Annotated in this window: 11 protein-coding genes; 3 read left to right on the top strand and 8 right to left on the bottom strand. The window is 60.6% G+C overall.

Annotation, left to right across the window (positions count from 1 at the left end):
• Nucleotides 1–115: 115 nt before the first annotated feature.
• The 3 genes from AM571_RS01225 (at nucleotide 116) to AM571_RS01235 (ending at nucleotide 2,834) form a co-directional block, all read left to right on the top strand.
• Nucleotides 116–1,501 carry a leucyl aminopeptidase family protein gene (locus AM571_RS01225; protein WP_074059831.1) on the top strand — a complete coding sequence of 462 codons (1,386 nt, stop codon included), beginning with the start codon at nucleotides 116–118 and terminating at the stop codon, nucleotides 1,499–1,501.
• Between the two features lie 116 nt (nucleotides 1,502–1,617).
• Entirely contained in the window at nucleotides 1,618–1,968 is a 351-nt protein-coding gene (locus AM571_RS01230) for a MarR family winged helix-turn-helix transcriptional regulator (protein ID WP_028739383.1), read from the top strand.
• An 11-nt stretch (nucleotides 1,969–1,979) separates the two neighbouring features.
• Nucleotides 1,980–2,834 carry an NlpC/P60 family protein gene (locus AM571_RS01235; RefSeq protein WP_074059832.1) on the top strand — a complete coding sequence of 285 codons (855 nt, stop codon included), beginning with the start codon at nucleotides 1,980–1,982 and terminating at the stop codon, nucleotides 2,832–2,834.
• Here the strand turns inward: AM571_RS01235 and AM571_RS01240 are convergent, their stop codons facing one another.
• From AM571_RS01240 to purU, 8 genes are all read right to left on the bottom strand, one after another.
• On the bottom strand, nucleotides 2,835–3,692 hold the full coding sequence (locus tag AM571_RS01240) for an ABC transporter permease (protein ID WP_237358519.1): 858 nt from the start codon (nucleotides 3,690–3,692) through the stop codon (nucleotides 2,835–2,837).
• A complete protein-coding gene (locus AM571_RS01245) occupies nucleotides 3,689–4,636 on the bottom strand; it encodes an ABC transporter permease (protein ID WP_074059834.1) in 948 nt (315 codons plus the stop codon). Before AM571_RS01245 ends, AM571_RS01240 begins: the two co-directional genes overlap by 4 nt.
• 229 nt (nucleotides 4,637–4,865) lie before the next feature.
• Nucleotides 4,866–6,398, bottom strand: coding sequence for an ABC transporter substrate-binding protein (locus AM571_RS01250; protein ID WP_074063007.1), 1,533 nt, complete (start codon nucleotides 6,396–6,398; stop codon nucleotides 4,866–4,868).
• Between the two features lie 122 nt (nucleotides 6,399–6,520).
• Nucleotides 6,521–7,426: a LysR family transcriptional regulator gene (locus AM571_RS01255; protein WP_074059835.1), complete on the bottom strand. Its 906-nt coding sequence runs from the start codon at nucleotides 7,424–7,426 to the stop codon at nucleotides 6,521–6,523.
• Between the two features lie 44 nt (nucleotides 7,427–7,470).
• The gene (locus AM571_RS01260; RefSeq protein ID WP_074059836.1) at nucleotides 7,471–8,457 is read right to left on the bottom strand and encodes a P1 family peptidase; all 987 of its coding nucleotides are present in this window, start codon (nucleotides 8,455–8,457) and stop codon (nucleotides 7,471–7,473) included.
• Nucleotides 8,458–8,579: 122 nt separating this feature from the next.
• Nucleotides 8,580–8,774, bottom strand: coding sequence for a hypothetical protein (locus AM571_RS01265; protein ID WP_027510551.1), 195 nt, complete (start codon nucleotides 8,772–8,774; stop codon nucleotides 8,580–8,582).
• 516 nt (nucleotides 8,775–9,290) lie between these two features.
• Nucleotides 9,291–12,218, bottom strand: a complete 2,928-nt coding sequence (locus tag AM571_RS01270; protein WP_074063008.1) for an aminotransferase — start codon at nucleotides 12,216–12,218, stop codon at nucleotides 9,291–9,293.
• Between the two features lie 94 nt (nucleotides 12,219–12,312).
• Nucleotides 12,313–13,197, bottom strand: coding sequence for a formyltetrahydrofolate deformylase (gene purU, locus AM571_RS01275; RefSeq protein ID WP_074059837.1), 885 nt, complete (start codon nucleotides 13,195–13,197; stop codon nucleotides 12,313–12,315).
• Between the last annotated feature and the right edge of the window lie 95 nt (nucleotides 13,198–13,292).

Genomic DNA, 13,292 nt, shown 5'->3' on the forward strand with positions numbered 1-13,292 from the left:
CCTGACCTCTAAGCGGAACAGGGAAAGGTTTGACGCAATCTTCACTCCAGCAATAGTCTGTTAACCCTAACGGACGGTTAAAAAAACGATTCCCGGACATCGTCGAAGGATAAATATGGCCCCCTATCAGTTCATCGAGAGACCCACGCCTTTCAACACCAAAGGCGGTTCCACATTGCCGATCTTCGCGGTTACTCCGGCCCATATCGAGACCGGCACGATCGATCCGATCGCGCTCGATTGGGCGAAGAAGGCAGGTTACAAGGCAGAAAGCGGTTCGCTGCTGCTGATCCCGACCGCCGCCGGTCATCTGGGCGGCGCGCTTTTCGGTCTCGGCGCCAATCCATCGGAGCAGCCCTATATCACCGGCAAGCTTGCCCGTTCACTGCCCGCCGGCGACTGGCATGTCGAAACCGCACCTTTGACGGCAAACCGCCTCTCGCTCGGTTTCGGTCTCGGCAGCTACCGTTTCGACCGCTATCGTTCCGACAAGCAGGCAGCCGCGACGCTGATGATCCCGCGTGATGCCGACGGCGCGGACATCAAGCGTCAGCTTGCTGGCGTCTTCCTTGCCCGTGATCTCATCAACACGCCGACCAATGACATGGGCCCCGAACAGCTCGAAGCGGCCTTCCGCGGCCTTGCCGAGCACTATAAGGCGGAAATGTCGGTCATCATCGGCGATGATCTGCTCAAGGAGAACTTCCCGCTGGTCCACACCGTCGGCCGCGCCAGCGCCGACGCGCCACGGCTTTTGGAACTGCGCTGGGGCAAGAAGGGCCATCGCAAGGTCACGCTGGTCGGCAAGGGCGTGTGCTTCGATACCGGCGGCCTCGACATCAAGCCGGCCTCCTCCATGCTCTTGATGAAGAAGGACATGGGCGGTGCGGCGAACGTGATGGGCCTTGCGCTGATGATCATGGACGCGAAGCTGAAGGTCGAGCTGCGCGTCATCATTCCCGTCGTTGAAAATGCGATCTCGGCAAATGCCTTCCGCCCGGGAGACATCTACAAGAGCCGCAAGGGCCTGACAGTCCAGATCGACAATACCGATGCGGAAGGCCGCCTGATCCTCGCCGATGCGCTGGCTTATGCCGACGAGGAATCACCGGATCTCCTGATCGACATGGCGACGCTGACGGGCGCTGCCCGCGTTGCGCTCGGCCCTGATCTTCCGCCCTTCTTCACGGATGACGAAAACCTTGCCCACGATCTGACCGAAGCAAGCCTGGAGACGGACGACCCGCTATGGCGGCTGCCGCTCTATATGGGCTATGACAAGGATATCCGCGCCAAGATCGCCGACATCACCAACGCCCCGGCGGGCGGCATGGGGGGTGCGATCACGGCAGCACTGTTCCTGAAGCGCTTTGTCAGCAACGCCAAGAGCTGGGCGCATTTCGACATCTACGGATGGGCGCCGACCGAGCGGGCTCATTCGCCAGGCGGCGGCGAGGCGCAGGCAATCCGCGCGCTTTACCACCATATCCGCCACGGCTGACTGGCAATCGTTGAAATTTTATTCACCTTGCGGGGCGGCAGGTTCTGGCGCCTCTTGCCTGCCGGCATCCTGTCCGGGAAAATAGAACGCTGGCGTAATGATTTTTCGGAGGAGCCTTGCCGATCGAACTGACTGCATCGCAGGCCCTGCGGCTCTGGCACGGCGTGACCCTCAACCAGGTTCACCATGACGAACGTGATTTGACGTTGCGCCAGATGGCGATCCTGCTGCATATCTATCTGGTGCCGCCGCCCCATACGGTGCGTGGGCTTGCCGCGACTCTGAACGTGACGAAACCGGTTATCACCCGGGCGCTGGATACGATGGGCGAAATGGGCCTTGTCGATCGGGCACGCGACGAAAGCGACCGCCGGAACGTGATCATCAAGCGCACCGTCGGCGGCGCGCTCTATCTCGAGAAGCTCGGCGACCTGGTGCGTGACCAGGGGCGCCGCCTGCCGATCTAAGTGGAATGGAGATGACGATGCTCGACCGCCGCCTGCATGCCTATCGGCCCGATCTTGCCGAAGCGGGTCTTGAAGGCAAGGTCGAGGCCTTGCGCTTCGTTTTCGGTAGCCCGGCGCGGATCGCCGTTCCCGTTGCACCGCTTCGCCCGCAACCGGACATTTCGGTCGGCATCGACACCGAACTGCTCCTCGGGGAGGATGTAACGGTCTTTGACCGCGCCGGGGGCTGGTGCTGGATAAAGGCCGCTTCGGACGGTTATGTCGGCTACATGCCGGAGGAGATGCTGTCAGGCGCCCAGGCGGAGCCGACACATATCGTCACCGTGCAGCGCACGTTCCTCTATCCGCAACCCGAATTGCGAACACCCTATCGTTTCGTGCTTTCCATGGGCAGCCGCGTCAGGGTCGCGGGTGAGGAAGAGGTGCGCGGAAACCACTACGTGGTTCTGGAGGATGGCACCGCCATTTTTGCAAGGCATGTCCAGCCGGTCAGCGCCGGCAAGGATGACGACTACGTCGAGATCGCGTCGCGCTTCGTGAATGCGCCCTACCTGTGGGGCGGTCGTTCAGGCCTTGGCATCGATTGTTCTGCCCTCGTTCAATTGGCCATGCTGATGACCGGCAGAAGCGCGCCGCGCGACACGGACATGCAGGCAGCAGGTCTTGGCGAGAGGATCGATCGCTCAGGACTTCGCCGCGGCGACCTGGTCTTCTGGAAGGGACATGTCGCAATCATGGAGGACCCCGAAACGATCATTCACGCCAACGGCTACACGATGACAGTTGCCCGCGAGAATTTCGAGGCGGCCGTCAAACGGATCGGCGAGCTCTACCAACAGCCGACCGGCTACCGCCGTCCGGTCTGATCAAAATCGCCGCGGGTCGAGGAAATCGCGCAGTCCATCGCCCAGCATGTTGAAGCCGAGAACGCCGAGCGCGATTGCAAGGCCGGGCAGGATGGCAAGCCATGGCGCCAGCCCAAGATAGGTTTGGGAATCGGCGAGCATCCGACCCCAGGTCGGCGCCGGCGGCGCCACGCCGAGGCCAAGGAAACTCAATCCGGCCTCAGTGAGGATCGCCAGCCCAAGCTGGATTGAGCCATGGACGATGATCTGGTTCATGATGTTGGGAAGCACATGGCGCACCGAGATCGTCAAGCGGCTGTTGCCGATCGCGCGCGCCGCCAGCACATAGTCGCGGCTCCAGGCCTGAAGGGCAGCAGCAAGTGTCACCCGCGCGAAGACCGGGATCATGAAGGCGGCAATCGCCATGATCGCCGTGGCCCTGCCGGACCCGAGAAAAGCACCGAGAATCATCGCCGAGAGGATCGGCGGCAGCGAGAAGATGATGTCGCAGACGCGCATCAGCAGTGTTTCGAAAATGCCGCGGGTCGCTGCTGCCGAAATGCCGGCAAGCGAACCGATCGCGCCGCCGATGGCTACCGCGGTGATGGCGATCGACAGCGAATTCCAGCATCCGGCCATCAGCATCGAAAGAACGTCGCGGCCGAATTGGTCGGTACCGAGCACGCCGTAAGCGAAAGGCGGCTGCAGTTTGTAGATGATGTGCATCTTTGCTGGCGGCACCGGCGTCCAGACGAGTGACAGAAGTGCAACCGAAACAAGCAGTCCGACGACCGATGATCCTGCGAGAAGCCTTGTGTGCCGGCTAATGATAAATAGGCGCCTTTTGATGGAAGTATCGGATGCGAACGCCATTGTCATACATTCCTTCGCAGTCGCGGATCGATCGCCAGATAGGACATCTCGACGAGGAAATTCATGATGACGACGAGCGCGGCAAGAAACAGCACGACGTCCTGCATGGCGATGATGTCGCGTTGCGACAATGCCTGGTACGCAAGCCGTCCGAGACCTGGAAGGTTGAAGACGTTTTCGACCAGAACCGCGCCCGCTACCAGGAACGTGAACTGCAGTCCAAGGGTCGTCAGGATCGGCACCAGTGCATTCGGCACGGCGTGCCGCCATAAGACGGCGCGCCCGGACAATCCCTTCGCCAATGCCGTCCGCGTGAAATCCTCGTGCAGCGTTTCCAGTACCGCTGTGCGGGTGACGCGCGTCAGCACGCCCGCTTGCGGAAGCGCCAAGGCCGTGGCGGGCATAACCAGCGCCTGCAGTGCCGGCCAAAGCCCGCCATTCCAGCCGGGGAAGCCACCTGCAGGCAATAGTCCGAGCGTTGTCGAAAACACGATGATCAGCAGCAGTGCCACCCAGAAGGCGGGAACGGCAATGCTTAGCTGTGAAAAGAGCGTCGCCATGATATCGGCGATGCCGTTCGGCCGAGCCGCCGCAAAGGAACCGAGCGGCACGGCGATGACGACGGAAAGGAGGATCGCGAGCAGCGCCAGCGGCAGCGTCACCGCCAACCGTTCGAGGATCAGTCCTGCAACCGGCACGCCATAGGTATAAGACTGGCCGAGATCGCCGGAAAACACCCCGGCTAACCATTGGCCGTAGCGAAGGATCAGAGGCTGATCGAGGCCGAGTTCATGGCGAAGTGCTGCCAGCGTCTCGGGCGTCGCCGAGGTTCCGAGCATGATCGAAGCGGGATCGCCCGGCAGCAGGTCCATGACCGCAAAGACCAGGAAGGAGACGGCAGCAAGCGTCAGGATCAGTCCGGCAAAGCGGCGGCCAAGAAGAGCGATCATAGGCGCAGCTTGCTTGCAGCCGACACATTTCCTGTCCCCGCGCTTGTGCCGAAGGTCAGCAAAGAAAACCAGCCACGGCGCGCAGGCGGCGCGAACGACCCTATCGAAAGGTTCATTTGCGCCCAAGGGGTTCGGCGTTCTGGATCCCTGTGACAGGCACAGGGATGAGAATAAGGAGAATTGCGCGTCACCTATTCATGCCTTCTGCATGTCCAGTCCAAACTCAGCCTCACTCCTTCCATGCCACATTCGTCAGAACGTTCGAAGGAATCGGCTCGTTTTCCCACAAGCCCTTGAGATTCTTGTCCCATACGCCGAGCTTGGGCATGGCGAACAGATATAGCGCCGGCACATCCTCGGCGAGGATTTTCTGCGCCTCCACGTTGATCTTGCTCTGCAAGGCGGGATCGGTCGTCTCCTGCACCTTCTTCATCAGATCGTTGAAGACGGGGTTCTTGTAGTTGAAGTAGTAGGGATCGCGGGAATAGATGTCGATATCCATCGGCTCGGCATGCGCCACGATGGTCATTTCGTAGGCGCGGTCCTTCATCACATCCTGGACCCATTTTGCCGGAAATTCCGTCGGTTCAATATCCATGGTCACGCCGATCTCGGCAAACATTGCCTGCATGACCTGGGCGCTGCGGGGCGCATAGGCCATCTGCGGCGATTTGATCGTAAAGGTGAAGCCATTCGGATAACCGGCTTGCGCAAGGAGCGCCTTGGCCTTTTCGGGATCGTAAGGCAACACGCCGGTCATGTCCTGATAACCCGGATCGTTCGGTGTATAATGGCTACCGATCGCCGTGCCGAGACCCGACCAGGCCCCGTCGATGACGGTCTGGCGGTCGATCGCCATCATCAGAGCCTGGCGCACCCGCTTGTCGTCGAATGGCTTCCTGGAATTGTTCATGCCCGCAACGACCTTGAGTTCGGTATTGCCGATCTTCGTCACGAGCCGTCGATCGCCTTCGAAGGAGCTCATCAGCTCGGGTGCGGCGAATTCCGGAATGGCGTCGACGTCGCCTGCCTTCAATGCGGCAGCCTGTGCTTGCGGGTCTGCTATGAAGCGAAAGGTCACCTTGTCGAGCTTCACGGATACCTGGCTGTTCCAGTAGGCTTCGTTTTTCGCGAGCTCGACCTTGTCGCCCTTCGCCCAGTTGACGAATTTGAACGGGCCGGTTCCGACCGGGTGTGTCTTGTCGCTCGCGGCAGATTTCGGACCAACCATGACCGATGCCGGCCAGCCAAGCCAGTAAAGCAGGCTTCCCGTCGGCTGCGAGAGGCGCAGGACCAGCGTTTCGGGATCCGGCGTATCGATGGAGGCAATCGAGGCGAAGAAGCGCTTCTGCGGATTGACCGAATCTTTGCCGCGGGCACGTTCCAACGCGAACTTGGCGGTCGCGGAATCGAAGGCTTCGCCGTCGTGGAACTTGACGCCGGTCTGAAGCTTGAACCTATAGGTCAGCCCGTCCGGCGAAATTTCCCAGCTCTTGGCAAGCTGCGGTCGGACCTTGCCGACCTCGTCGATCGACACCAGCCCTTCAAAGATATTCTGCCAGGTCACCTGACCGATCGCGACCGGTGCGGCGATTGTCGGATCGAGCCCGGTCGGCTCGACGCTCATGGCGAGATTGAGCGCCGCCTTGCCCGCTTTTGCCGGCATGACGGCGCAAGCCATCATCGCGACGGAAAGGGCGGCGCTGAGGAAAATGCCGTGGGCAAGGCGTGTGAAAGGTGCCGGCAACAGGCTGGTGATCATGGTCCTGCGGATCCTAAAAACGATGTGAAGCGATATGCACATTATGTGTTCACAGTGTATCGAAAAAAGCTACACACCAAAAACAGAAGAAATGCAAGCGGTCTGCCTTCGCGACCGCGGTCTCAGCGGCTCTTCAGTTTCGTCCGCATGAAATTCTCGATAAACCCGATGAGCTTGCCGGCGGCGAAGGAGAGCTGCCGGTCCGGTGCGATCGAAAGTTCGGCATGGGTGCGGATGGAGCTTTCGCTGGAAAGCGCAATTGCAGCAAGCTGACCCGCCTCGATCTCGCGGCGGACAGCAAGGGCCGGCAGGAGCGTCACCGCGCTATCGCTGAGCACGAGTTCCTTAAGCATTTCCAGCGAACTTACCGTGAAAACAGGGTCGATCGTCAGCCCCTGCCGCTCGACAAGTGCATCAAAGCTCTGGCGGAAACCAAACGACTTCTCGGGCAGAGCGAGCTTATCGCGCGCCAGTTCGCGAAGGCTGATTTCCTTGCGGAGCGCCGCTGCATGACGCGCCGACACGATCAAGTCGTAAGCGATCTCAAATCGTGTGACCACTTTTGCCTCCGATATCGGCGGCGCAAATAGCGTCAGGGCCATGTCGGCCTGTGCTGCGTTCACCGCTTCGATGGCCTGCCGCGCGCTGGTGATCGTCACTTCGAAGCGAATATTGGGATAGCTGAGGCTGAACTGCGAAAGCGCGGGAGCAAGAAGGCTGGTGACGATCGCTCCATTGGCGTAGATGGTCACCCTGCCGCGCCCGAGCCCCTTGAGATCTTCGATCAGCTGTTGCACGTGCTCGAGTTCGCGAAGCGTCCTGCCCGCGCGCCCGGCAAGCAGCTCGCCTGCGGCCGTCAGCGTCACGCCGCGCGCGCTGCGTTCGACAAGCGCCGCGCCGAAATATTCTTCGAGATTCTCGATCTGGCGGCTGACGGCAGTCGGCGCGACGCCCAGGTTCTCGGCGGCCTGGCGCATGGACTTTGTCCTCACCAGCTCGTCGAAATACATCAGGGCCCGGATCTGCATTTTTTCTCTCCGCCGCTTGGGCCTTCTTTACTTCGTCCAGGCAATCAGCGCCCGTCCGGGTAAAGCTGGCGCCAGGCTCGCTGCGCACCTTCGTAAGGCAGCGCTGTCGCTTCGTAAACACCGCGCGCGATGGCCCGGGCCATGACCATCCCCGCAAGATGGCAAAGCTCCATCAGTTCGCCCCTGTCGGCCATCGCTCGTGCACCGGTCGAGGCGGCAAAGACCGTATCGCCGTCGAGCGGCAGATGCGCCGGAAGCAGTGCCCTTGCGAGCCCGTCTTGTGCGCCTAGCGAAAGGCGGTGAGCCTCGGTCTTCGTCAGCGCCGCATCGGTCACGACAGCACCGATCGTTGTTGCGGGCACCGTCAGGCCCTTCAGCCGCAAGCGATGATCTGCCACCTCCGGCATTCCGAGCCCGCCGAATTCACTGTCTTGTTCAAAGGGTGCGGCCCAGAAATGCGGCCCGTCGCCGATCGTTGCCGAACCGAGCGCATTGACTGCGACGATTGCCGCCACCCGATGCCCGGCGCTGCTGACCGCGCTTGCCGAGCCGAGCCCGCCCTTGAATGTCGCTGTCGTCGCACCCGTTCCAGCCCCCACCGTTCCGAGCGGAAATTCGCCCTTCGCCGCTGCCTGGAAGGCCGCATAGCCCATCTCCTGGTAAGGTGAATGCAGGCCCCAATCCTTGTCACCGCCGTTCAGCAGATCGAAGAGGATCGCCTCTGGTACGATTGGCACGCGCACCGTACCCACCTGAAATCCGCGGCCTGATTGCCTCAGGCCGGCCTGGACGCCGCCTGCCGCATCCAGCCCGAAGGCCGAGCCGCCGGAAAGAACGAAGGCATCAACCTTCTCGACGGTCATCGACGGATCGAGCAAGGCGGTGTCCCGGCCCCCGGGCGCGCCGCCGAGAACGGTGGCCGAAGCCGTCGCCGGTTCGTCGAAGATGATCGCGGTGACGCCGGAACCGAGCTTCAGGTCCGTTGCCTGGCCGACCGAAACGCCTTCGATGTCGGTAATGAGATTGAGCAAGTGTGCCGTCCTTGTTGACGTAGGATAGGATCGCAACCAGCACGAAAAAACAAGACCGGCCCCGTTTTGGGACCGGTCATGAACCTTTAAACGCGATGAAGTGCGGCAACCAAAGCCTGTTTTCAGGCATGGATTGGCTTTGGATGGCGCCGGGTCATCAGATCGTGGATCGCGAGCTTCACCTCGTCCGGCGAACTGAAACGCTGCTCGTCAAGGTCGTGCACGTGAAACTTCACGGCGATGAATTTCAGCCGGTCTTCATCTGGGATGACGATCCCCACGGGAACGCCTGCATATTCGATAACTTGCTTTTTCATGCGTAGAACTCCTGCCGCGCGGACTGCGAGGCGATGACGAATTGACTTGTCTGATACCGTTGAAAGGGGACGAAGGTCACATTCGACAGTTCGGGCGGGAGAGGGCGCCCGGACGGTCATTACCGAGCACAATTCGCCCAAGGAGGGTGGCGAGAATACCGATATCAATCATGTCTCGTTCCTTGTGTTGGCGTTGCACTCTTGAGGTCTCGAAAGGCTCGGGACCCAGCGACGACTATCTCTTAATCTACTTTATTTGTAGAGAATAGAGTACAGCCTGTCAGAAACATATTCCGAAACGTGTCAAAATATCGACGTTTCGAAAAAAATAATTCCACCACAGTCATACTTGCTGAAAGAACCCTATCAGATCTTTGTGCAAATTGCGTGACGGCCGGAAGCCTCGTTTCGATCACCGGGAAAGACATAGGAAGTCGCTTTGATTCCGGCAATGGGGCTTTTGATTAAAAAACCGAAAGCCTCGAAATGACCGCATTGTTTAATGGTGCAGGAGGATCACCAGCCCTCGGACAGCACCTTTTCCAGCATGTCGGCGAAGAAGTCGGCGCTCTCGATGGTCAGGCAAAGCGGCGGCTTGATCTTCAACACGTTCAGGTGGTCGCCGGTTGGCTGCATGATCACGCCGAGCTCGAGAAGACGGTTGCAGATGGCCGCCGTCTCTTGCGTGGCTGGCTCCAGCGTCGTTCTGTCGCGCACGAATTCAAGACCGAGATAGAGCCCCATGCCGTGGACGGCGCCCGCAATCGGGTGCTTGTCGATCAGAGCTGCGAGCCGGCTTTTAAGATGGTCCCCGACATCGCGTGCGTTGTCCTGGAGTTTTTCGTCCACCATGACGTCGAGCACCGTCATGCCGGCAACGCAACTGACGGGGCTGCCGCCGGAGGAGGAAAAGAAATAGCCTTCCTTTTCCAGCGATCCGGCGATTTCCTGCGTCGTAATCACCGCGCCGAGCGGGTGGCCGTTGCCCATACCCTTGGCGATGGTGATGATATCGGGCACGACGCCCTGCTGTTCGAAGCCCCAGAAGTGATGTCCAAGCCTGCCATAGCCGACCTGCACCTCGTCGGCGATGCAGACTCCTCCGCGGGCGCGAACCTGAGCATAGACTTGCGATAAATATCCGTCCGGCAGAGAAATGCCGCCGGCGTTGCCATAGACGGATTCGGCAATGAAGCCCGCAAGCCCCTGCCCTTCGGCATCGATCGACTGCAAATCAGGCGCCATCGCGGTGAGATAGTCTCCGGCCGAATCGGGCCCACGAAATTCGCCGCGATAGGTGTTGGGTGAAGCGACCGCATGCACCCAATTCGGCCGGGTCGCCAGGGCCTGAGGATTGTCGGCAATCGAGGTTGAGACAGCCTCGCTTGCGACCGACCAGCCATGGTAGGCTTCCAGCAGGCAAAGCATGTTGCGCGCTCCCGTATGCGCCCAGGCGAGCCGGATCGCCAGGTCATTTGCCTCCGATCCGCTGTTGACGAGGAAGATACGGTCCAGTCCGTCGGGCGCCAGAGCTGCCAGTCGCTCGCAGAACTCGCCGATCGCTGCATAGTGGAAGCGCGAATTGGTGTTGAGCTTCAGCCATTGTTCGCCGATCGCTTCTGCCATGCGCGGATGCCCGTGGCCGAGAATCGTGACATTGTTGACCATGTCGAGATAGGCGCGCCCCTCGACATCGAACATGTGTTCCTTCCAGCCGCGCTCGATCTGCGGCGGCACCTCGTAGTAATTCTTCTGCGGTTTTGCGAGATGTGCCTTTCGCCTCGAGAGCAGTCCTTCCGCCTCCGGCTCGGGCGCACGGGCGCCAGGCCCAAGCAGGCCTGCAGGCGAGGGGCAAAGGACCGACCAGGCGGCGGCCTCCTGCGGCGAGGCAAAGAGCGGCGGTTCGAACGAGGGAACCGTGCAAAGCTGGACACGCAAGCCGCCGAGCGAAGAGGCGTCGCCCGAGACGGTCCCGATGATCTGCCCCTGTTCCACCCCGGCGCCATCCTCGACAGAGAGTTCGAGGCCATCGAGATGCAGATTGATACCGTCGCCGATCAGGACGAGATGGTGGTTCTTGCAATCAATGCGTCCTGCAAAAGGTGCAGCAACGCGGTTGCCACCGGGGAGGCAGATGTCGGTATGCAGCGCGTAGGTCGATGGCTGCCTGGCGCTTCGAAGAACGGCGCGCGAAAGCCGGTATTCGCCGTAGCGGGTCGCGGCGATTCCCGCCTCATTCGCTGCGCGCGCCAAGAGCCGCCAGTCCATTTCCGCATTCAGCCAGTTTCCGGCCGCAAAATGCGGGCTTTGAACGCCGAGGTCGAGATAGGCGATGTTTGCAAGGTCGATCTCCGGCAGAAGCGCGTGCCAGCCGGACATGTCGACCGTCGCCATGTCGGCGCCCACGGCGTCGAGGATTGCCGCCTCCATCAATTCGAAGGAAACGGACATGGCCGTGTCGAAGATCTGCCGTTCAAGCTTCAGATTGGCGCGGACGTAATCGTTTTCCGGGTCGATCGAAATTTGCTGTTCGCTACTTGCGACGAGAATGACGGCGCGCGCCACAATCAGCGGCCAGAGCGCCTTCAGTTCCTCGTCTGTCAGCGGATAGATCTCGTGATAGGCCTTGACCGCGGGCAGGATGTAGAACGGATCGCCATCAGCCTGATGCAGCAGCGAGGCGCAGGTAACGGCAAGGTCGCCGACGAGCCAGCCTCGAATGATATCGCCGAAATCGATGACGCCATCAGGCATCGGCCGCCCTTGCTCATCAATCCTGCAGACGACGTTGTCGCCTGTTACATCATGGTGCACGGCCTGGACGCGAAGCGATGGCGCAAGCGGCTGGATGCGGCGGACGGCAAGCACCATGCTCTTGGCGATGCGGTCGCGCGCCGCGCTGTCGGTGATGGCCGAAAGCAGCTGGACGGCAACAGGCCCTGCCCGGCGCAGGTCCCATTGCAGGCTGCGGTCGAGGCCGGAATGGTTGAAGTCGGCGAGCGCCTGTGCCAACCGGGCGCAGAGCGCGCCGAGGGCTGCGACCGAAACCTTGGGCAGGTATTTGCGATGCGTCAGCCCTTCGCCTTCGAGATATTCGAGCAGGCGCACCTTGAAGGTCTGTTCGCGGACCGTGACGGCGATGATGTCCTGGCCGTCCGTCGAGCTCATGACTCTCGGGACACGGGGCGTACCGTCCTTGCTGGTCAGATACCGGATTGCAGCATTCTGCGCCTCCAGTTCCAGCGTATCGTAGGCCATGTGGCAGATCTTCAGCACATAGCTGCCATCACCAGTATTGATCCGGTAGTTGCGGTCCTGCTGGCTGCCGAGTTCCGTGATCGTGCCGTGGAGCCCGTAGCGGGATTGCAGGATCGTTTCTGCTTCGGCCGGCGTTACGTCCGGGCGCGGCAATTCCATACGATCGGCACGCGCATCATCGGTCATGGCATCCCCCAGCATGATTCGATTTTCCACATTAAGCAGATAATCGAATGCATGGCATAGGCAAGCGCTCACTACTACCCTTTCGGGTGCGGTTTCAACCCATACGTTCGGAGGCGTAGCTTCCCGGGCTTGCCGGGAAGACGACGGTGCGGTTGCCGTTCAAGAAGACGCGGCGATGAATATGGGCATGAATGGCGCGTGCCAGCACCTGGCTTTCGACGTCGCGGCCGATCGAGACATAGTCCTCGGCACTCTGGGCATGCGTGATGCGCGCCGTGTCCTGCTCGATGATTGGACCCTCGTCGAGGTCGGCGGTGACGTAGTGCGCCGTGGCGCCGATCAGCTTTACGCCGCGCTCGTGGGCCTGCTTGTACGGGTTGGCGCCCTTGAAGGACGGCAGGAAGGAATGGTGGATATTGATGATCCGGCCTGACATCTTGCGGCACATCGCATCGGAAAGCACTTGCATATAGCGGGCGAGCACGATCAGTTCCGTGCCGGTCTGGTCGACGAGCTCAAGCAGCTGGGCTTCGGCCTGCGGCTTGTTCTCCTTGGTGACCTTGATGTGATGGAAGGGAATGTCGTGGTTGACCACGACCTTTTGATAGTCGAAGTGATTGGACACGACGCCGACGATGTCGATCGGCAGTGCGCCGATTTTCCAGCGGTAGAGCAGGTCGTTCAAGCAGTGGCCGAAGCGGGAGACCATCAAGAGCACCTTCATGCGGCTGTCCCCGTCGTGGATTTCAGCCTCCATCGCGAATTTCTCGGCAATCGGCTTGAAGCCTTCCTTCAGCGCCGGCAGTGCAACGCCTTCCTCGGAAATGAAGCTGACGCGGGTGAAGAATTTGCCGGTGTCGAGGTCGTCGAACTGCGAGCTATCGACGATGTTGCAACCCTGCTCGGCGAGATAATTCGAAATCGCCGCCACGATGCCGCGCGTCGATTGGCACGATACAGTCAGTACATAATGCGTCATGGCTTTCTTCTCTTTCGCGGCATTAGCCGACAGGTCTGCTTAGATCAAAGCAGCTACGCCGCATAGGCGAAGCTCTTTCGTTCGTGCAACGTTTG

The organism is Rhizobium etli 8C-3, assembly GCF_001908375.1.
Classification (GTDB): domain Bacteria; phylum Pseudomonadota; class Alphaproteobacteria; order Rhizobiales; family Rhizobiaceae; genus Rhizobium; species Rhizobium etli_B.